This is a genomic window from Brevundimonas sp. TWP2-1 (genome assembly GCF_049897645.1).
In the GTDB taxonomy this organism is placed as follows: domain Bacteria; phylum Pseudomonadota; class Alphaproteobacteria; order Caulobacterales; family Caulobacteraceae; genus Brevundimonas.
On record NZ_JAFCWR010000001.1, the window covers coordinates 1,688,467 to 1,708,334 of the forward strand.

Genomic DNA, 19,868 nt, shown 5'->3' on the forward strand with positions numbered 1-19,868 from the left:
CGTCAGGATAGGCGGCACATCCAACTGCGGCCCATCCTCCTCATAAGGCCGCGGAATCACAAAGCGCCCTGCCCTTATGCTTCGGCGCGTCCACGACGCGCCAAGGCAGACATTGGTGGGCTCCAACCTTTCAGACGTTGGCTCCGCGCCCTAGCGGAAACGCTGGGAATGGCTCGAGCTAGCAATCTCATCGCCGAAAAATAACAACGGAACCCGAAAAGCATCTGCGGCTTAAACATGGCGAAATCGACCCTTGCCGGACCCATTCCTCAGAGTTTCAAATGAACCCTCGCCTTCTCGCCGCAGCGTCCGCGGCGGCGCTGTGCTGCGCCACATCCGCCTTCGCTCAGGCTCACCCTGAAGACAACGACCGGCTTGCCATTCCGACCGCGATCTTCGAGCCCACAGCGCGGGCTCCGCTGCCGGGGGATACGTCAGCGCTTAAGGTCCCTGATGGATTTGCGGTCAGCCGGTTCGCCGAACGCCTGGGCAATGTGCGCATGCTCGCGGTGGCGCCGAACGGCGACATCTATGCGACGCGGCGCGCCGAGGGCGACGTGATCCTGCTGCGTGACGCCGACGGCGATGGCAAGGCCGACGGCGACCCCGTCGTCGTGGCCCGTCGGGCCGGAGCGCACGGTGTGGCGGTCCATAGCGACAAGCTTTATCTCGCCACGGTCAAGGAGGTCTTCGTCGGCGACATCCTGGCTGATGGGACCCTATCCCCCCTGTCCCTGATCATCGGCGATCTTCCGGACTCGGGCCAGCATCCGAACCGGACGCTGAGCGTCGGTCCAGACGAGATGTTGTACATCTCCGTAGGCTCCACCTGCGACGCCTGCGCCGAGAGCAATCCGGAGAACGCTACGATCCTTCGGGCGTCGCTAGACGGTAAGAGCCGCACCATCTTCGCCTCAGGCCTGCGCAACACCATCGGGTTCGGCTGGCATCCGCGGACCGGTCAGCTGTGGGGCATGGACCACGGCATCGACAATTTGGGCGATGACCTGCAGCAGGAAGAGCTGAACAACATTCAAGCCGGCAAACGCTACGGCTGGCCTTACGTCTACGGCGTCGAGGAAGCCGTCAATCCGCAGGATGAGCCGCCGGCGAACATCACTGCCGCGACCTGGGGCGAGATGAGCGAAGCCGCTGTTCTGGGCTACACCGCCCACGCGGCGCCCATGCAGCTGGCCTTCTATGCTGGCGGGCCTTTCCCGGACGCCTACAACGGCGACGCTTTCGTCGCCTTGCGCGGCTCCTGGGCCCGCAGTACGCCGTCCGGCTATGAGGTCGTACGCGTGGACTTCGAAAACGGCCGCGCCCGCTCCATCGAGCCCTTCCTGACAGGCTTCATCGCTGACGGCGGCCAAGCCCGCACAGGGCGCCCCGCAGGGCTGGCTGTCGCCGGCGATGGATCACTTCTGCTGGGCGACGACGAAAACGGCATCCTCTATCGCATCAGCTATCCGCGAGGGCGTGGTCGCCCCGTGATGGCTGTCGCGCCCGCCGATGCGATGCGGACCCAGACTGGGCGCGGGTCCGGCGTGCCGCTGGCCATCGAACGACTCCAGGGCGCGGCGCCGATCACCGTTACCTCGACCGCATTCACGGACGGCGCGCCCATTCCCCGGCCACAGAGCGAATATTATGACGGGGTTGCCCCGGCGCTGAGCTGGACCCCCGTCGATGGCGCCGCAACCTATGTGATCATCATGGAGGACCCGGACGCCGCCGCGCCCAAACCCTTCGTGCACTGGCTCGCCTGGAATATCGCTCAGCCGATGACGCCGGAAGGCTTGTCCGAGGAGATCAAGCTCCCAGACGGCATCGTCCAGGGCGCCACCTCGCGCGGCTCGGTCGGCTATTTCGGTCCGCGGCCGCCGGTCGGCGATGCGCCGCACCGCTACCACTTGCAGGTCTTCGCGCTGGACACCCGCCTGGACATCCTGCCGGGTTCTGACCGCGACACCCTGCTCGCCGCCATGCGCGGACATGTCATCGGCGAGGGTCGCCTCGTCGGGACCTATGCCCAGACAGACGCCCCCCTCAAATAACCGAGAAGAAGACCCATGAAACGCCTCTTGTGCGCGACCGCAACGCTGTCGTTGCTCGCCACCGCCGCCTCGGCGCAATCGTTCACCTACACCTGGACGCCCGCCGGCACCCTGGCTCCCACGCCGCCCGCGCCTGAATTTCTGATGTTCGCCGGCGCTGGTGACCTTTATGAGCTCGAGTCGAGCAGAGCGGTGCTCGAGACAACCGCCAATCCGGCCATCCGCCGGTTCGCCCAGATGATGATTGATCATCATACCAAGACCACAGCGGACGCCGTGACCGCCGCTCGCGCGGCCGGCTTGACGCCCGCGCCGCCGATGCTGGATGCGCCTAAAGCCGCCATGGTCGCGGCCCTACGTCAGTATTCCGGCGTCGAGCGTGACCGCCTGTATCTGGTCCAGCAGCAAATGGCGCACAAGGAAGCCCTGGGCCTGCAGAAGACCTACGCCGAAACCGGCGAGACCCCGCAACTTCGCAGCGCCGCCCGCGCCACGGTGCCGATCGTCGAGGCCCATCTCGCCGAGCTCCAACGCCTGATGCGCTGATCGAACCCCGGGAAATCTGACATGAAACGCTTGACCACCATCCTCGTCGCGGGGGCCTCCGCCGCCGCCCTGTCCGCCTGTGCCATGACGCCGTCCGTGATGGACCCCGGCCTGACCAGCGCTCCTGCCTCGCCCATGGCGCCGATGGGCATGACCGCTCGTCCTGACGCTGACATGCAGGCCGTGCTCGACGCCCACGCCGCTCTCGGCGCTAAGCCGATCGAGACCCTTACGGTTCAACAGGCCCGCACCCAGCCGAGCCCCGCCGACGCCGTCAACCGGGTCAAGACGATGCGCGGCATGTCGACCGCGCCCGATCAAACCGTCACGGCCATGAACCTGACCTATCCGACCGGCGGCGCAACACAGCCGGTGCGCATCTACAAGCCGGCCGACGCGATCGGGAACAACCTCCCGGTCGTGGTCTATTATCACGGCGGCGGCTGGGTCATCGCGGATCTGGACGTGTATGACGCCACCCCGCGGTCGATGGCGCGCAATCTCAACGCCGTCGTCATCTCGGTCGAATATCGCAAAGGTCCTGAGAACAAGTTCCCTGCCGCACACGACGACGCCAACAACGCCTACCGCTGGGTGCTGGACAATGCTCGCGCCTGGGGCGGGGACCCGAGCAGGATTGCGGTTGCGGGTGAAAGCGCCGGCGCCAACCTGGCTCTTAACGTCGCCATCTCTGCGCGGGACGGCGGCTGGACACAACCCAAGCACGTGCTGGCGGTCTATCCGATCGCCGACGCCGATCCGAACCTGCCTTCAAAGATGGAGAATACCGCCAGCCTGCCGCTGCGCACGCCGACCCTGGCTTGGTTTGGTCAATACGCTCTGCGCGGCCCCTCGGATCAGCAGGACCCCCGCTACAACCTCGTCGCCGCCAACCTGCGCGGGCTTCACGGCGTGACCATCGTCAATGCTCAGATCGACCCGCTGAACTCAGACGGCGAGACCCTCGCATCCGCCCTAACGCGCGCAGGCGTCCCCAATGAGCGGCGCGTCTGGGACGGCTCGGTGCACGAGTTCTTCTCGATGGCCGACGTCGTCCGCGACGCCTACGACGCCCAGCAATGGTCGTTTGGCCGCCTGCGCAGCGTTCTTACGCGCTGACTTGGGTCCGGCCTCGCCGGCTTTGAGCGAAAAGGCCCCGGTTTGCGCCGGGGTCTTTGCGTTTCGTGCTGACCCCGACGATTACGGGAGCGCCCTGGGTAGCCGCCTGCGGAGAGCGGAATTGCCAGGATCAGACATTGGCGGCACGCCGGAAATACGACGTTTAGCCATGTCGTCTAGGCCTGCGAAAGTCCGCTTTTCGATCCGGCGCCTTTGGCGGTTTCCGACCCAAGGCGGACGGTGAGATGGCGCGGAACTCGACCCCTCCCGCTCTCATTCAGATCCTGAGCCATGGAGGACACGATGAGCCCCATCCGAAGCATTGCCCGTTTCAAAATCCATCTCGGCAAGACCGAGGAGGATAAGAGACTCTTGGCCAACTGTATGGACTTGGTGCGCGCAAAGACCCTGGCGCCGTCCGCTACGACATCTTCATGAACGACGATGCGAAAGAGACCGTTGTCTATGAGAAATACGAGAGTTCGGCAGCGGCGGTGAAGCACTTCGAGACCATGGGCGACGATGCCGAGGCGATCTTCAAAATCGTCGATATGGAAGGCGAGACATGGGGTGAGCCGAGCGGTGAACTTCGCAAGGCTTTGGCGGAGCATGGCGTTCGCATCCTTAGACCGCTGATGCGTCTCACCGAGTGGAAGATCCGCTCGCCGTGCGTTATCGTTCGCGACGTAGATGCGGTAGACAGAGCTTGATGCAGTGAGTTCCAGCAGTGAGCAGCGGCCACTCCGCGCATGTCGTGCCGACGCGGCAAATCTCTTCGCGGGTCCAGGCGAGGTCCGAGCCTTGGCGCGAGAGTTGGACTGGTCCGCGACTGCCTTGGGTTCCACCCGTCATTGGTCTGCGGCACTGCGGACCATGGCGAGGTCGATCTTCGACTCACCCTTCCCGATCTGTCTGTGGTCGGGTCCCCAATACGCGCTGGTTTACAACGATCCATACCGACGCATCCTCGCAGCGAAGCATCCTGCAGCGCTCGGTCGACCCGGCTCTGTCGTTTGGGCGGAAATCTGGAACGAGCTCCAGCCACAGTTTGAAGGCGTGCGAAGGGGCGGCTCGCCAGTCTATTTCGAGAACGCGCCTTTCCTGATGGCTCGCCTCGAAGGCGGCGAGGCCGAAATGGCCTGGTTCAACTATTCTCTTTCGGCGCTGAAAGACGACGACGGAAGTGTCGCGGCCGTGCTCAACATCACGCCGGAGACGACCGTCAGCGTCCTGCTGGAGCAAACGCTTAAGGAAGAACGGGCGGCCTTGGCGGCCAGCGAAGAGCGCCTTCGCCACCTCAACGAAACGCTGGAGGCCCAGGTCGAGGCGCGATCGGCAGAGCGGGACCGACTCTGGACCCTCTCCCAGGATATGATGGCGCGGGCCGACTACAGCGGGATGATGTCCGCGGTCAGCCCCGCGTGGACACAGGTGCTTGGTTGGACCCAGGAGGAGTTGCTTTCGCGCGGCTACGCCTCGTTCATGCATCCGGACGACGAGCCGCCGACGCTGGAGGCCATTGGGCAAATGGCCGAAACCGGCCTTCCGACCCGCTTCGAGAACCGGATTGCGACGAGCAATGGCGGCTGGAAATGGATCGAGTGGACCGTCGCGCCTGAGCCAGACGGCCTGAACTTTGTTGCAGTGGGGCGAGACCTGACTGCCACAAAAGCTCGTGAGGCTGAGCTGGAGCTGGCCCAGGAGGCTCTGAGGCAGAGCCAGAAGATGGAGGCGATGGGCAGTTTGACGGGCGGGGTGGCGCACGATTTTAACAACCTACTGACCCCGATCATCGGCTCGCTCGACATGCTGGTGCGCAAGGGTGTCGGAAATGACCGCGAGCGGATGCTCATCGACGGCGCCCTGCAATCGGCTGAGCGGGCCAAGACCCTGGTTCAAAGACTTCTGGCCTTCGCTCGGCGACAACCCCTTCAGCCGACCGCCGTCGATGTTACGCGGGTGGTTGAAGGCATGACGGGCCTTCTCGGCTCTACCCTCGGACCCAAGATCGAAATCCGTGTTGATCTTGCGGACGACTTGCCGCCGGCCCTGGCTGACGCAAACCAGCTTGAGATGGCTCTGCTGAACCTCGCGGTGAACGCGCGGGACGCCATGCCAGATGGCGGTGCTCTGGTCATTTCCGCACAACGCAAGAGCGTAAAGACACTCCACCCTGCCGGAGTGACGCGCGGGCACTATGTATCGGTAAGAGTGGGTGACTCGGGTGTGGGGATGGACGACGCGACCCTCCGACGGGCGACCGAGCCGTTCTTCTCGACCAAGGGCGTCGGCAAGGGCACAGGCCTGGGTTTGTCTATGGTCCACGGTCTGGCGGCCCAACTTGGCGGGGGGCTGGCGATCGAGAGCGCACCAGGGCGTGGCACGACGATCGAACTTTTACTGCCCGTCAGCTCACGCCCAATCTCCGAAGACGCAGCGGAAAGATCGGAAACGCACGCGATGATGACCCGCGGTGTCGCTCTCTTAGTCGAGGACGAGGAGTTGGTTCGGGTGAGCACCGCCCATATGCTGGCGGACCTGGGTTTTGACGTCGTGGAAGCGAGCTCAGGCGAAGACGCGCTATCGATCATCCGCACCGGATTAGTCCCGACTGTGGTGGTCACCGACCACCTGATGCCGGGCATGAGCGGTACCGAGCTGGCGCGGACCTTGAGGGCGGAACTCGCCCAGCTGCCGGTGCTCATTGTATCCGGCTACGCCGAAGCGGAGGGCGTCGACGCCAGTGTCGCGCGTCTCACGAAACCTTTTCGTAATTCTGAGCTGGCCGAAAGTCTGGCGTCGCTGGTGGGTGGGGCCAGCTGACGCGAACAGACCGGCCGCCCTGGGCTCGGGGGAAAGCGAAATCCGGCGCGGAAACGCACCCCGGTTCGCCCGCCTAGTGCGCTTCAATGCATCGGTCGGAACTAGCGGGTCAAGGCAGCCCTTAGCGCAACATTGCTCCGAACAGAATTCGCGAGCGTCCGCTTTGAGTTAGAAAAGGCCTATCGCCTGACTACGTGTCGGGTTTTCAGAGTTTCTGCTCTGATGCCGCCCAACAGGTAAGCGAATGAAGGCACAACGCCCGTGTCAACTCGTCGGAGGCGGTCCTTTCGATGGGTCGAACTGCTCGGCAACGGCGTTGATTTGCACGTTCGCGCCGTGGACCAGTTGCAGTCCCGCCGGCGAGCGGCGGAACACTAAGGTCATTCGGTCGTCTGAGGCAGGAACGATCGATCCATCAGGTGGACTGAACTGGCCGACCGACCAGCGCACGACCGCAATCACCACGTCGGGACCGGCAGACCTCACGCTCTCGATGGACTTGAGCGACATCGGCACGCCCTTGAACATGGTGTTCAGATACAGGGCGTGGACGCCGACGACCTGAGCCTTTCCGCGCCAGTGCATGCCGACAATATTGACCCATTCGACATCGTCGGCAGCCGACCGGAACATTCGTTCCGCATCGCTGGTCGCCCACGCGGCGGCGCATTCATCCAGCCAGGCCTGGACGGCGGTCCGGTCGGCGTCTGCGATTTGTGTTTGACCCAGGGCCGGAATGGCGGTCATCAGACTGGCTCCTCCAAGAACGGTCATAAGGGTGCGGCGGTTCATCGGCTTCTCCTTTTTCACGCGAAGGATGCCGCCTGCGGATACGGGTTCGCTAGGAAGAATCGGACATGGCGATCGCTTCCGAAACCAGGGCGCTGGGCGGCATGCCCGTGAAAGCGTGGGCATCGCGAAGCAGATGTGCCTGATCAAAATAGCCGAACCGGTGGGCTAGCGTGGTCCAGTTCAGATCAGGGTTTCGCTCGCGCGCCTCCAACACCGCTTCGAACCGTACTGTCCGCGCATAGAGTTTTGGCGTCAGACCCACTTGATCGGTAAACCGCCGCTGAAGCTGGCGAGGGGAAAGGTCTAACCGGGCCGCCATCTTGGCGACCGGCGGCGCGCCCTTGGCACGTCGGATGAGCCGCGCGACGTGGTCCAGGGGATCAGCGGCGCGCGACCACGCCAACCGATGGGCCAGCCAGTTGTCGGCGACCCTCACGCGCGAAGGAAAATCAGGCGCCTGTCGGATGCTACCGACAAACTCGTCGAGCGGCTTCAGACCTAAGTCGCAAATGCCCACCGCAATGTCGCTCAACTGCCCCATGCCAATGCCGAACAGTCGGTGAAATCCAGTCGGCTGAAAGGCGACATGGAAGGCGGCGACAGGGCCGGCGAGCAATAACCGCGCGCTGTGTCGCGATGACGGCCCGACAACCACAGCCTCGGGAGCAGCGTCGAATGCACCGCCATCGATGCTGACGCGATAGGGCGTATCCAGATAGATTTCGAGAAACTGAGCCGGGCGACCTGGCAGCGGCACGACCACGCCTGGCCCTGCGCTGAAGCCCGTTCGCTCGCGATAACCGCGCACAACTGCCACCACGCCTGGCGAGGCCCGACACGCGAGCGCCGAAATCACAGCCGTTGCACCCGTTGAGATATCCGGCCCACCCCAACCTCCTGCTGATCCGACATTACCACAGTCAGTCCTTGGTGGCGCGCCTCCCCTCGCGCTCCGCGGCAGGTATGCTTTTCGGACAGGCAACGACGAGGCAGAAGTCGCCACCGGCCCAGCGGATCAGACGCTGGTCGAGCGGCGGACGCGTGCCTACAAGGTGTTTTTGGTGCCATCGCCCAACCGCCGTGCCTGGACAGAAAAGGCAGAAGGCGGACTTCGCGAACCTCCGCTAGGAGTTAGGCACAATCATTTGCTGATGATGCGGCAGACCAGACATTGGCAGCCCGCCGAAAACGCGACAGTCGGGGAAGGCTGCGAAGGTCTGCTTCGTCGCCTGCGTGAACGCGCCGGTTCCGACCCTTAGCCGACATCAGCCATAGCTGCCGAGGGCCCGTTGTGCATGAGAGCCGCCTGTCGGGCTGAGGGGACGTAGCCAGCCATTGCATAAGCTGCTTTCAGGTTTCCAAATCTCCGGCGGATCGTGGCCGGCGTCGGCACACCCGGGGTCGATAGGATGAGTGGGATCGTGAGCCGTCCCTCCACCGCAAGAAGACCGCGTAGCTTCCTGATTATATGCTCGTCGGACAGCACACACCCTTTTTCGCGACGCCTCTCGGTGATCGCCTGCATGTTGACCAATGAGGTCTGCTGGCGTTTGGTCATCTTGAAGCCCGCCTGCGCGAAATGCGTTTGCAGATCGCCCAACCGCCGCCTGTAATATGCGCTGGTTCTTCCGCTGTAGGCACTGATCAGTGCTTGGCTCACGAAACCATGCTTTTGATAAAGCGCGTGTATCTCGGCCATGAGGTCTTCGTTAGTGGGCACGCGGCGGCGACGAAGGTACTCCCGTTGCGCACTCTCAAATGTTGCCTTCGTTACGATTGGCTTCACAAACCCCGGAAGGCGCACCCAGTCTTCCGGGGTGGTAGGCAGCGGCTTGCCGAGATGCTGCGGAAACCGGGCGCCGACATATGTGCCCGCGTACTTCTCGTTCGTGATGATCTGGCGGACAGTATACCAGCGCCAATCTCTTCCGTTCTCTGCCTTGAGCCCATCGCGGTTTAGGTGCGTTGCGATCTCAGCGAAGCTGAGCTGGTCTTGGATATACAAGCGATAGATGCGCCGCACGGTGGCCACCTCATCAGCTGGCCCATGCACCAATACGCACCGCGACTTCAGGTGAGGATTTCGCTCGCCATATTGGCAGACGCGGAGTGTTCGACCGGAGCGTGTCACCGCCTGTCTGCGCAGGCCATACCCCGGAGCACCATTGGTCCAATACCCCAAGTCTCGAAGGCCCTCCTTCGCAGCTTTCGTTTTGTGGGCCAGTTCGCGACTAAACTCCGCCGCCATCAGGCGCTTCATAGATTTCAGCAATCCAGAGGCCGGGCTTCCGTCGTTGGCAAATGGCTCTGCGCAGTAGTGAACAGGTACACCAGCCTCGACGCAGATGAACTCGTAGTGTGCGGCTTGGTCTGGGTTCTGAAAGCGCCCCCAGCGGCTGATGTCGTATACGAGCACGGTGGCGTACCGAGCGGTTCCCCCGACGACGTCAGCCAGAAGGGACCGGAGTGCTGGTCTGTTCGAAATGTCCAAGCCGCTGATGCCAGCGTCGGAGTACGTCTGCACAACTTCGTAGCCGTGCTTTTCGGCATACTCCGCTATGGCAAGCGACTGCATCTCAATCGAGAAGTCCTGCCTGTCTGTCGACATACGGACGTATTGAGCGGCTGGACGGGACTGGATGGTCGACGCTTCAAGCATTTCGTTGGACACCGTAGCGGGACGTCTGATCCGCTAACATTCACGGTAGTGACCAAACAGGAGCGACATTGCTGGTTAGTGTTCCATCCGTGTCGCCCAGTCGGCGTGACAACGCAAACATATGTCAGCTTCCCACCCTTCGCCGCCCGCGCGGACGTCGGCTGTCAGGCGGTCGACTGTTTGCGAACCGCTTAGTTGCGCGGCCCGACATTCGTCCGTTTGGTGACCGCCCTCCTCGGAAATAGTAGACATTGACTGCTCGCGAAAATGCGACGCTCCGATCCCGATCTCACATGGATATCGACACGCTGCTACGTGTCAGCGTCATCACCAGCATCCAGACGGCCATGGCGATCATCATCAGGTTTTCTGTCAGGGACAGAAATCCCAACGGGACATTGCTGTCGCCGCCGACGCAGGCGCATTTCAGTTCGCGTTTATCGATATAGACGGCCTTAAACACTGAGACCGCGCCGATGCCGCCGATGATTAAGGCGACCGGCGCCGAAAGCCAGGTCAGGGCGCCCGCCACCATTAGCGCGCCCGCCCCAAACTCGGCGAAAGGGTAGATCTTGCCGTAGGGAACCCAGCGCTTGGCCAGCAGGTCGTAGTTGAGAAACATAGACGAGAAACTCTCGATGTTCTGGAGTTTCAGCATCCCGAGCACCATCATCGACAGTGCGATGAACCACTCGCCGGCGCGCACGGTCAGAGGTGTGCCGTAAATGACAAGGCTGAGCATGGCGGCCATGACGGCGGTCGTCAGAAACACCACCAGCACCGGCGTATAGGTCGTCGCTTTGGGATCGCGCACCTTGAGGCCAAGATAGCGACGCAGATCGTCGTGGCCGCCGATCCGCTGTCCGTCGATGAACACCTGGGGCGTAGTCTTGACCCCATGCTCGGCCTTGAAGGCGTCGGTCTGCTCGCGAGTGGTCAGCAATCGGTCCTCGACCTGATAGCCCCGGCTCTTCAGTAGATGGCGCGCCTTGAGCCCCCAGGGACAGGTGTGGTCTGGCATCACCATGCGGTGGATGGTGGCGGTCTTGGTCACTGCAGCCTCCGTGATCTTCCAATCCGAGGGCCACGTCTTAAGTTCCGTACCATGATACGGAGTCAAGCATGGGCGTTCGAACGATTGCAGGACTGGCGCGCGAAGGGGGCGTCGGCGTCGAGACGATCCGCTTCTATCAGAGGCGGGGCCTTATGGTGACGCCGGAGCGATGGTCGCGCGACGGCGCGGGCGCGGGCATCCGCCGCTATGGCGACGAGGACGTGCGTCGTCTGAAGTTTATTCGGTCGGCCCAGACGGCGGGGTTCACCTTAGAGCAGATCAAGGAACTGCTGTCTCTGGATGCCGGCGAGGACCGGGCGCGCGCACGCGAGCTGGCGGCCGAACGGCTGACCGCGCTGGATCGCACGATTACGGAGCTAGAGAAGGCGAGAGCAGCGCTGCGGGGTCTCGCGGGTGCATGCGCGTCGAATGACAGCGGGCCCTGTCCTATAATCGAGGCGTTTCAGGGCAGTCCACTTTAAGACGAAGCCCATCTCGATATGACCAAGGTGGGCTTGGATCGACATCTCCGGCGCGGCGAGCGACGTCGCCGGCGGAAAACCGATCTTCAGGAAGCGTCAGCCAGCCTTCTTCCGACGGGTCTCCCAACCTTTTTTGGCAGCGGCCGAACGATCAGCCTTGGAGCGCGAGACAGACGCTTTGCCACCAGTGCGGCCCCCCTTATGTGCGGCGGGATGACCGGTGGACTTGCCGCGACCGGACCCTCCCGGGTTCTTGCCCCCGCCGTCGTCCTTGTTGACCGTGGCCCAGGCCCGGCGCTCGGCTTCGCTTTCGGAGACCCCGCGCTTCTCATAGCCTTCGGCGATGTGGTCGGCCTTCCGTTCCTGCTTGCCCGTGTATTTGGATTTTTCGCCGCGCGGCATGTTTAGCTCTCCCTTTTGGAGCGTGAACATTCGACTGAGCTGAGAGTTCCTCGACGGAAGGAACCAGCATTGCGCCGAACACTAAGCGCGGTCCGGGAAGCTACGGAGAGTGTCTTCAACCAGAACGATCCTGCGAACATCGCGGCGTCGCTCAAGCGATCCGCTGAACAAAGCCATCGACGCAGGGCACGCCGCTGCAGTCGGCGATGTCGATGCTGACGTTCCACGTCAACCGCACCGGCGAAATCTTGGCAGGGAACGGCTGGAGGCCCTGGAGGGGGCGAGGGGCGAGTCGCGTAAGGCGTTCGGCAAGCAGGAAGACCTCGAACTAAGCCGGGACTTTCGACGGTCCCTCCGCAACCCATTCATCAGGTCGCCGCAGACCGAGCCAAACATATACGCAATCTGCCGTCCTCAAAATGGCGCTTAGGTGCGAACCGCCTTAGCGCCTCCCGGTTCGGAGGACCCGTAATCGCCAGCACAGACGTCAGACCCTTAAAGAACTGCTCTGGCCGGTTATTCCCAATCAGGTCGACTGTGCGGTCAAGGCTACAATCCAACGGCGGTAATGAACGGCAGAGCGACCTGGGATCCCGTGAGACCGGCTGAAATAGGTTGGAAAGCTCAGTTCGGAATCAATAGCCCTGCACCCCACTTGTACCCCAGGAGCCCAACGCACGGGACAGTTCGACGCGAAGCCATTGAAAACATGGCGACCCCGGAGGGACTCCAACCCCCGACCTCGGCTTTAGGAAAGCCTTGCTCTATGCAGCTGAGCTACGGGGCCACGGGGGTGACCTAGCGTCTTGGGGGGATTTGGAAAAGTGGGCAGCGCCGTCGGTGGCGAAAAAGTCTTGTTTGGGTGACTGCGAAGAGTTGGAACAAGCTTGTGGTTGGGGCCCCTTAACCTACCAGATGTCGCGGTGAACAAAGGACGAATGGGGCGGTGTCGGCGATTCGGTCCTGATTCGTTTCACGCTTGTTCCGCACCATGAGGCTTGGCCGTTAACTCGCCGGCGGAACGTGTGCGGTCAGGGCGCGCAGGCCTTCCAGTAGGCGTTCGGAACCGGGCGTGGCCTTGCCGCTGTCGGCCAAAGTCAGTCTGAGCACGCGGACGTGGACCTCGACCGACGGCCAGGACCAGGCGTCGGCGGCGCGCATGCGGTCGGCGATCTCGCACAGGCTGAAGGCGGCCTCGAAGAAGGTGGGGACATCCAGATAGCCGGCCATGTCGACCATGGCGGAGGCGAAAGCGTAGATCTGGGTCGGGGCGTCGTCGGGACGACTGACGCACAGGGCGTCGATGGCGTCGATATTGGTCGCCAGCAGATCGAAGACGTGATCGCGCTGGCCCTCCAGCGCCTGATTGGCGCGGGATTCGGCCTCGACGATCAGGCGCCCGCCGGGGCGGGCCATCTGTCGTTGGAGCGAGGTGTGGACCTTGCGGATGGTGGGCTTGGTCATCGAGTGCGGCTCACAGGCTGACCTTCATCGGTTTCATCAGCATGTCGATGTCGTCCTGACCCATGTTTTCTTCGACGGCGGCGCCCAGTTCGCCGGACAGGTCGCTCTCGCGACGACCGTCGGTTCCGGCCGGCGGGCCATAGTTGCGCACTCGGCGGTCGGGTCCGACATAGTGTTCGGCCTCGACGAAGTCGCGGTCCTCGGCCCCCAGCCAGATGATGCGCTTGAGCAGCAGGGAGGGAGACAGGGGCTTGGCGACCACGAAGCTGGCGCCGCAATCGCGTCCCTGCTGAACCTTGACCTGGGACGCGTGACCCAGGATCATGATGACGGGCACGTAGCGGGTCGGCGTCGGGGCGTCGCGTCGCAACCAGCGGACGAACTCATAGCCGTCCATGTCGGGCATGATGCAGTCGATCAGGATCAGATCGACGGCGCGGCGGGCCAACAGTTCCGTCGCCGCCTGCGCAGACGCGCACTTGATCTGTTCCTTGCAGCCGAAGCCCTGGACGATGGAACCCAGCATATCCAGCGACGTAGGTTGATCGTCGATCAGCAGGACTGTGGTGTGCGCCAGATTGACCCGATCGCTCTTGGCCATGACATCAAAACAGCATCAGGTCGCCGGCGTCGGCGGTGGCTTGCGACGGCGCTTCGCCGGCCGCGGGCCGCAGACGGCCGGCCATGTCGGCCAGCGACAGCCGGCTGACGGCCTCGGACGGACTGGCGCCGCCGCCCAGCATGCGCAGGACGCCGGACAGGGCCTCCAGCCTCTGGGTCAGAGCGTCCAGGGCCTGGGCCTGGGTCAGGGCGTTGGGGCGTTCCTCGGGCGGGGCGCGGCGGACCAGATCGCTGACCAAGGCCTCGATCCCGTCGATGCCTTCGCGGATCAGCATCAGCTCATCGGCGACGGCGGCCAGAAGGTCGGCATGTTCGGGAGGGGCGCTCATGCTCAGAACAGTTCCAGCGCGCCGGTATCGACCGGAGCCATGACGGGAACGGGCTTGGGCGCGACGACGTCGGTCACGGCGCGTTGCATGGCGCGGCCGGAGACGGGCCAGTAGTGCAGGCGGCGACCGCCGTCGCCGCGCAGGCTGCCGCCCACGACCGGAATGCCTTCGTCACGCAGAAACTTCTCGGCGAAGTCGGCGTTGGCGCGACCCACGTCCCGCAAGCTGTCGAACATGCGGCCGCCGCCGAACAGCTTGGCCTCCATCCGCTCGCGCCGACCGCCGGCCTTGAGCATGTCGTTGATCAGAAGCTCCATCGCATAGGCGCCGTAGCGACGGCCCGCGTCGGTCCCCGCCCCCGCCCCTTCCGGCAGCAGGAAGTGGTTCATGCCGCCGACACCGGCCAGCGGATCGCGCAGGCACATGGCGACGCACGAGCCCAGGATGGTGCTGAGCACGACGTTGGGATCGGACGTGATGTGGTGCTCGCCCTGACCGACGTGTATGCGCTTTTCCACGCTCTCTCTCAGGGCGGCGAAGCTCATGTCAGGGGACCAAAGACGGCTTCCAGCTTGCCTTTGAGCTGAGCGACCGTGAACGGCTTGACCAGGTAGTTGTTGACGCCGAACTGCACGGCGCGCTGGACCAGTTCGCGGTCGGCCCGGCCGGTCAGCATGATGAAGGCGGTCTTGGACGTGGGCGGATGGGCGCGCACGGCGCGCAGCAGGCCCAGACCGTCCAGGTTCGGCATGTTGTAGTCCGAGATGATCAGGTGCGCGGGCTTGGAGATGATGTCGCGCAGGGCGATCTCGCCGTCGGCGGCCTCGCGGATTTCGCGAACCCCGAGCTGTTGCAGACTGGTGCGGACCAGCGAGCGCATAGTCATCTGATCGTCGACGACCAGGCAGTGAAGTGAGGCGGCGGCGGGCATGATGTACGCTCCCGGTTAGGCGACTGACCGCGCGGCCTGATCGGCGCACAGTTCGAGGATGGCGGGGGACAGGCGGTGCAGCGGCAACTGCCGCTCCACGGCGCCCAGTTCGAAGGCGGCTTTCGGCATGCCGTAGACGACGCAGGTGGTTTCGTCCTGGCCCAGGGTGCGGCCGCCGGCTTCGCGCATGGCGAGAAGGCCCTTGGCGCCGTCCTTGCCCATGCCCGTCAGGATGACGCCCGTCATCGGGCGCTTCAGGCGCACAACGGAATCGAACATCACATCGACCGAGGGGCGGTGGCCGTTGACCGGATCGCTGGCGACCAGTCGGCAACGGGGCGACATGCCGGAGGAAACCTCCAGATGGGTCGCGCCGCCGGGCGCCACATAGATGTGGCCGGTTTTCAGCGGCGCGCCGTCCACCGCCTCGGTCACGGTCGGGGCGCAGACGCGGTCCAGACGGGCGGCGAAGCTGGCGGTGAAAGTCGCCGGCATGTGCTGGGTGATGATCGTGGCGGGACAGTTGGCGGGAAAGCCGCTGAGCACCGTCAGCAGGGCCTCGACGCCGCCGGTGGACGAACCGATGGCCAGGATGTGATTGGAATCGGGGCGATACGTGCTGGGCGCCACGGCGGCGGCGGGGGTGTCGCCACGGGCGCGGACGCGCGAGCGGGCGGCGGTCTTCACCTTGCCGATCAGATCATGGAAGGCGTCCACGCTGGCCACCGCCGGCTTGGCCACGGCGTCCACGGCGCCGATTTCGAGCGCCGCCAGGGTCACGTCGGTCCCCGCCGCCGTCAGGGTCGAGACCATGACGACCGGCATGGGCCGCAGCCGCATGATCTTTTCCAGGAACTCCAGCCCATTCATGTTGGGCATTTCGACGTCCAGGGTGATGACGTCGGGGTTCAAGGCCTTGATCGCGGCGCGCGCCTCGATGGGATCGGCGGCGGTGCCGACGACGTCGATCTCGGGGTCCGACTTCAGCGCGGCCGAGATCAGGCCCCGCATGGTCAGGCTGTCGTCGACGACCAGGACACGAATGATGCTCATGCCGGTCCACCCAGACGATAGGTGGTCAGGCCGGCGGTCTGAAGCTGGCTGGTGGCGGGACCGGAGACGCGTTCCGAGTGCCCGATGTAAAGGGTCGCGCCGGGGTTCATCAGAGGCGTGAACCGCTTCCACACCCGCTCCTGGGTCGCGTCGTCGAAATAGATGACGACGTTGCGGCAGAAGATGACGTCGAACTTGCCCTTCATCGGCCATTCGCCGATCAGGTTCAGCTCCTTGAAGCTGACCAGACGCTTCAGCTGCTGGCCCGCCGTCCATTGGCCGCGGTCGGCCCGGTCGAAATATTTGCGCCACAGGGTGACGGGCGCCGGTTCCAGCGCTTCTTCGGAATAGGTGCCGTCATGGCCTTGGGCGACCATATTGGGATCGATGTCGGTAGCCAGGATCCGCACGTCCAGATCCGCCGCCTCGGGCAGGGCTTGAAGGATCGTCAGCGCCATCGAATAGGGCTCCTGTCCGTTCGAACAGGCGGCCGACCACAGGCGCACCCGACCGCCGGCGCGCGCGCGGGCCGCCAGCTCGGGCATGACCCGGTCGCGCAGATCGTCGAAATGGTGCGGCTCGCGATAGAAGCGCGTCACGTTGGTGGTCAGGGCCGCCGTCATCCTCTGGCGCTCGTCCACGCCGTCCACGCCCTCGACCAGGGCGCAGTAGTCCCGGAAGCTGGTCAGGCCCAGGGTGCGCAGACGCTTGGCCAGCCGCGAATAGACCAACGCGGCCTTGCCCTCGTTCAGGGCGATGCCGGCGTGGGCATGCAGCATTTCGGCGATGTGGCGGAAATCATCGGCGGTGAAGACGAACTCGCCCTCGACAATGGATCCCCGACCGGCGGCGGCGTTCATGCGGCTTCGGCTTCGACTTGAGGCAGGATGTAATCCAGTTCGATCAGGCTGATCATGCGGCCGTCGATCGAGAAGATGCCCTTGACGAAGGTCTTGACCTGATCGCTGGCGACGTCGGGCGTCGGTTGAACCGAGGCCTCGCTCATCTGCAGGATGTCGGACACGGCGTCGACCAGCAGCCCGACCATCCGGCCGCCGATATGGGCGACCATGATGACGTGGCGCGCCGTCGGTTCCGAGGTCGTCAGGCCGAAGCGCGCCCCCAGATCGATGATCGGCAGGACGGTGCCGCGCAGGTTGATGACGCCCTTCATATAGCCTGGCGAACGCGGCAGGGGCGTCGCCGGCGTCCAGCCGCGGATTTCACGCACCGACATGATGTCGACGCAGAATTCCTGACTGCCGATGCGGAAGGCGATGAGTTCGCGCTGGGGATCTTTGGCTTCGGTCATGGTTCAGCTCGCGAGCTTGAAATCGGGACGGATGGATTTGCGGCGCATGTCGGTGACGATGACGTCGACGTCGAGGATCAGGGCCACGCGGCCGTCGCCAAGAATGGTGGCGGCGGCGACGCCCTCGACCTGCTGATAGTTGGTCTCAAGACTCTTGATGACGACCTGGCGCTGGCCCTGGATGGCGTCGAACAGAAGGGCCGCCTGCTGGCCGCTCTCGGTCTCGACGACCACGGCGACGCCGTCGGTCGGGCTCATCGGCTGCTCGCGGAAGCCCATGATCAGGGCCACGTCGATCAGCGGCAGGAAGCGGTCGCGGAAGCGGATCACGGGGTCCACGCCGCCGACGAAATGCAGGTCGGCGGCCTGGGGCGTGAGGCTTTCCACGATGGTCGGCAGGGGCGCGATCAGCGTCTGTTCGGCGGCGGCGACGACCATGCCGTCCAGCACCGCCAGCGTCAGCGGCAGGCTGAGGGTGAAGGTCGAACCCTTGCCCGGAACCGAACTGATGGAGATCCGGCCGCCCAGGGCCTGGATCGAGCGCTTGACCACATCCATCCCCACGCCCCGGCCCGAGATGTCGGACACGACGGCGGCGGTGGAGAAGCCCGGGGCGAAGATCAGATTGTCGATCTGCTCGTCGGTCAGGGGGGCGTCGGCGGCGATCAGTCCCTTGTCGATGGCGATTTTCTTGACGCGTTCGCGGTTGATGCCGCGACCGTCGTCGGAAATCTCGATCACGATCCGGCCCGAGCGGTGAAGGGCGGCGAGACGCACCGTGCCCTCGGCCGACTTGCCGGCCGCGATACGCTCGTCGGGCGTTTCCAGTCCGTGGTCGATGGCGTTGCGCAGCATGTGGGTGATCGGCTCGGCGAGGCGTTCGACCACGGTCTTGTCGACCTCGGTGTCCTCGCCGACGGTGACCAAGCGAACCTGTTTGGAGACCATGTCGGCGACTTCGCGGACCAGACGCGGCATGCGTTGGAACACCGACTTCACCGGCTGGGCGCGGATGGCCATGACGCTGTCCTGGATCTCGCGGGTCAGCAGCTCCAGGTCTTCAAGGCCGAGGGCGATGCCGGACGAACGGGCCAGGCCGCTTTCCAGGACGCGTTGCGACAGCATGGCCTGCTGGATGACCAGCTCGCCGACCACGTTGATCAGGCGGTCCACCCGATCCAGATCGACGCGGATCGTCACCGGCGCCGGCGCAACAGGCGCAGAGGCGGCGACAGGAGCGGCGGCGACGGGCGTAGGGGCAGGCGTTGCGACGACAGGAGCGGGCTCGGGCTCAATGGCCGCGAACGGGATCGTCTCCGGCACAGGGTCCGCGACCGCTCCGCTGGCCTTGGCCAACAGGGCGGCGATATCCAGATCGTCGCCGGCCGGCAGGATCGCCGCCGGTTCGTCTTCGAACGTTGCGCTCATGTCCGCGCCTCCCAGAGTGGCGCCAAGTGGCGTGATGGTCAGTTCGCAGTCGCTCTCGACGAAGTCGAAGACCTCGCGCACGGCGGCTTCGTCGACGGCGGCGTCCAGATCGACGGTCCAGGTCAGGCAACCGTCCTCGACCGACAGGGCGTCCAGCGTAGGCGTTTCACTATCGTCCATGACGACCGTGGTCGGGCCGAGGCGGCCCAGTTCGCGCAGCAGCAGGCCGGTCTCGTTGGCGTTGGCGTACATCCGCCCCATCGGCTTGAACACGATGCGCCAGCCGACGGCTTCAGGTTCAGGCTCCGGCTCGGGTGCGGCGACGGTTTCGTCCAGCGCCATGTCGAAGGCCATGGGCATGAAGCCGAAATCGTCGTCTTCGTCCTCGACCGGGGGGGGAGCCTCGCCGCCGTGGGTCAGCATTTCAAGCTCGGCGACCAGGGCGGCGGAACGGCCCTCGTCCACCTGCGGGATCAGACCCTGGGCCGCCTGGATATGGTCGGCCAACACGTCGGAGGCGCGCAACAGGGTCTTGATGGTGATCGTATCGCACGGCTTACGGCCCGAGCGCAGCTCATCCATCAGGGTCTCGAAGACGTGGGCGAACCGGACTAACGCCTCCAGCCCGAACGCCCCTGCCCCGCCCTTGACCGAATGCACGGCGCGGAAGACGGCGTTGATCGTTTCAAGGTCGGTCTGACCCTGTTCCAGCAGCATCAGCTTCGCCTCCAGGTCGGCGAGCAGTTCGTCGCATTCCTGGAAGAAGGTGACTTTGATGGCTTCGAAGGCGTCCATT

General features: G+C 64.3%; 20 protein-coding genes, 1 tRNA gene and 1 pseudogene. 7 read left to right on the top strand and 15 right to left on the bottom strand.

Annotation, left to right across the window (positions count from 1 at the left end):
* The first annotated feature begins 281 nt into the window (after positions 1 to 281).
* From ACP7BH_RS08360 to ACP7BH_RS08380, 5 genes are all read left to right on the top strand, one after another.
* Entirely contained in the window at positions 282 to 2,057 is a 1,776-nt protein-coding gene (locus ACP7BH_RS08360) for a YbhB/YbcL family Raf kinase inhibitor-like protein (protein WP_425982120.1), read from the top strand.
* Between the two features lie 15 nt (positions 2,058 to 2,072).
* Positions 2,073 to 2,603 carry a DUF4142 domain-containing protein gene (locus ACP7BH_RS08365; RefSeq protein ID WP_425982118.1) on the top strand — a complete coding sequence of 177 codons (531 nt, stop codon included), beginning with the start codon at positions 2,073 to 2,075 and terminating at the stop codon, positions 2,601 to 2,603.
* A 21-nt stretch (positions 2,604 to 2,624) separates the two neighbouring features.
* Complete coding sequence (locus ACP7BH_RS08370) at positions 2,625 to 3,722, top strand: alpha/beta hydrolase fold domain-containing protein (protein WP_425982115.1); 1,098 nt, start codon at positions 2,625 to 2,627, stop codon at positions 3,720 to 3,722.
* Positions 3,723 to 4,156: 434 nt separating this feature from the next.
* Complete coding sequence (locus tag ACP7BH_RS08375; RefSeq protein ID WP_425982113.1) at positions 4,157 to 4,432, top strand: hypothetical protein; 276 nt, start codon at positions 4,157 to 4,159, stop codon at positions 4,430 to 4,432.
* Between the two features lie 163 nt (positions 4,433 to 4,595).
* Positions 4,596 to 6,545 (top strand): ATP-binding protein, encoded by a 1,950-nt coding sequence (locus ACP7BH_RS08380; protein ID WP_425982111.1) that lies wholly within the window; start codon positions 4,596 to 4,598, stop codon positions 6,543 to 6,545.
* 264 nt (positions 6,546 to 6,809) lie between these two features.
* Here the strand turns inward: ACP7BH_RS08380 and ACP7BH_RS08385 are convergent, their stop codons facing one another.
* The 4 genes from ACP7BH_RS08385 to ACP7BH_RS08400 form a co-directional block, all read right to left on the bottom strand.
* The gene (locus ACP7BH_RS08385) at positions 6,810 to 7,337 is read right to left on the bottom strand and encodes an SgcJ/EcaC family oxidoreductase (protein ID WP_425982108.1); all 528 of its coding nucleotides are present in this window, start codon (positions 7,335 to 7,337) and stop codon (positions 6,810 to 6,812) included.
* 49 nt (positions 7,338 to 7,386) lie between these two features.
* Positions 7,387 to 8,100 carry a helix-turn-helix domain-containing protein gene (locus tag ACP7BH_RS08390; protein ID WP_425982105.1) on the bottom strand — a complete coding sequence of 238 codons (714 nt, stop codon included), beginning with the start codon at positions 8,098 to 8,100 and terminating at the stop codon, positions 7,387 to 7,389.
* Between the two features lie 492 nt (positions 8,101 to 8,592).
* Positions 8,593 to 10,008 (bottom strand): recombinase family protein, encoded by a 1,416-nt coding sequence (locus tag ACP7BH_RS08395; RefSeq protein ID WP_425982102.1) that lies wholly within the window; start codon positions 10,006 to 10,008, stop codon positions 8,593 to 8,595.
* A 277-nt stretch (positions 10,009 to 10,285) separates the two neighbouring features.
* The gene (locus ACP7BH_RS08400; RefSeq protein ID WP_372691272.1) at positions 10,286 to 11,050 is read right to left on the bottom strand and encodes a MauE/DoxX family redox-associated membrane protein; all 765 of its coding nucleotides are present in this window, start codon (positions 11,048 to 11,050) and stop codon (positions 10,286 to 10,288) included.
* A gap of 68 nt (positions 11,051 to 11,118) precedes the next feature.
* Between ACP7BH_RS08400 and ACP7BH_RS08405 the strand changes: the two genes are divergently transcribed.
* Positions 11,119 to 11,532, top strand: a complete 414-nt coding sequence (locus ACP7BH_RS08405) for a MerR family transcriptional regulator (protein WP_372691273.1) — start codon at positions 11,119 to 11,121, stop codon at positions 11,530 to 11,532.
* 96 nt (positions 11,533 to 11,628) lie between these two features.
* Here ACP7BH_RS08405 and ACP7BH_RS08410 read toward each other — a convergent pair whose 3' ends face one another.
* Positions 11,629 to 11,934, bottom strand: a complete 306-nt coding sequence (locus tag ACP7BH_RS08410) for a plasmid stabilization protein (protein WP_372691274.1) — start codon at positions 11,932 to 11,934, stop codon at positions 11,629 to 11,631.
* Between the two features lie 69 nt (positions 11,935 to 12,003).
* Here ACP7BH_RS08410 and ACP7BH_RS08415 point away from each other — a divergent pair.
* Positions 12,004 to 12,266: pseudogene (locus ACP7BH_RS08415) on the top strand (DUF3175 domain-containing protein).
* 378 nt (positions 12,267 to 12,644) lie between these two features.
* Here the strand turns inward: ACP7BH_RS08415 and ACP7BH_RS08420 are convergent.
* The 10 genes from ACP7BH_RS08420 to ACP7BH_RS08465 form a co-directional block, all read right to left on the bottom strand.
* Positions 12,645 to 12,721 (bottom strand) — tRNA-Arg (locus tag ACP7BH_RS08420).
* A 218-nt stretch (positions 12,722 to 12,939) separates the two neighbouring features.
* Positions 12,940 to 13,398 carry a hypothetical protein gene (locus ACP7BH_RS08425; protein WP_425982099.1) on the bottom strand — a complete coding sequence of 153 codons (459 nt, stop codon included), beginning with the start codon at positions 13,396 to 13,398 and terminating at the stop codon, positions 12,940 to 12,942.
* A gap of 10 nt (positions 13,399 to 13,408) precedes the next feature.
* Positions 13,409 to 13,999: a response regulator gene (locus ACP7BH_RS08430; RefSeq protein ID WP_425982096.1), complete on the bottom strand. Its 591-nt coding sequence runs from the start codon at positions 13,997 to 13,999 to the stop codon at positions 13,409 to 13,411.
* A 4-nt stretch (positions 14,000 to 14,003) separates the two neighbouring features.
* Positions 14,004 to 14,348 carry a hypothetical protein gene (locus tag ACP7BH_RS08435; RefSeq protein WP_425982093.1) on the bottom strand — a complete coding sequence of 115 codons (345 nt, stop codon included), beginning with the start codon at positions 14,346 to 14,348 and terminating at the stop codon, positions 14,004 to 14,006.
* A gap of 2 nt (positions 14,349 to 14,350) precedes the next feature.
* On the bottom strand, positions 14,351 to 14,893 hold the full coding sequence (locus ACP7BH_RS08440) for a chemotaxis protein CheD (RefSeq protein ID WP_425982091.1): 543 nt from the start codon (positions 14,891 to 14,893) through the stop codon (positions 14,351 to 14,353).
* Entirely contained in the window at positions 14,890 to 15,279 is a 390-nt protein-coding gene (locus ACP7BH_RS08445) for a response regulator (RefSeq protein ID WP_008262387.1), read from the bottom strand. The genes ACP7BH_RS08440 and ACP7BH_RS08445 overlap by 4 nt, the downstream gene beginning before the upstream one ends.
* Positions 15,280 to 15,294: 15 nt before the next feature.
* Positions 15,295 to 16,332 (bottom strand): protein-glutamate methylesterase/protein-glutamine glutaminase, encoded by a 1,038-nt coding sequence (locus tag ACP7BH_RS08450; protein WP_425982088.1) that lies wholly within the window; start codon positions 16,330 to 16,332, stop codon positions 15,295 to 15,297.
* A complete protein-coding gene (locus tag ACP7BH_RS08455; RefSeq protein ID WP_425982085.1) occupies positions 16,329 to 17,192 on the bottom strand; it encodes a CheR family methyltransferase in 864 nt (287 codons plus the stop codon). The genes ACP7BH_RS08450 and ACP7BH_RS08455 overlap by 4 nt, the downstream gene beginning before the upstream one ends.
* A complete protein-coding gene (locus tag ACP7BH_RS08460; RefSeq protein ID WP_409716480.1) occupies positions 17,189 to 17,644 on the bottom strand; it encodes a chemotaxis protein CheW in 456 nt (151 codons plus the stop codon). Before ACP7BH_RS08460 ends, ACP7BH_RS08455 begins: the two co-directional genes overlap by 4 nt.
* Before the next feature lie 3 nt (positions 17,645 to 17,647).
* Positions 17,648 to 19,867 (bottom strand): chemotaxis protein CheA, encoded by a 2,220-nt coding sequence (locus ACP7BH_RS08465; RefSeq protein ID WP_425982082.1) that lies wholly within the window; start codon positions 19,865 to 19,867, stop codon positions 17,648 to 17,650.
* Position 19,868 lies beyond the last annotated feature (1 nt).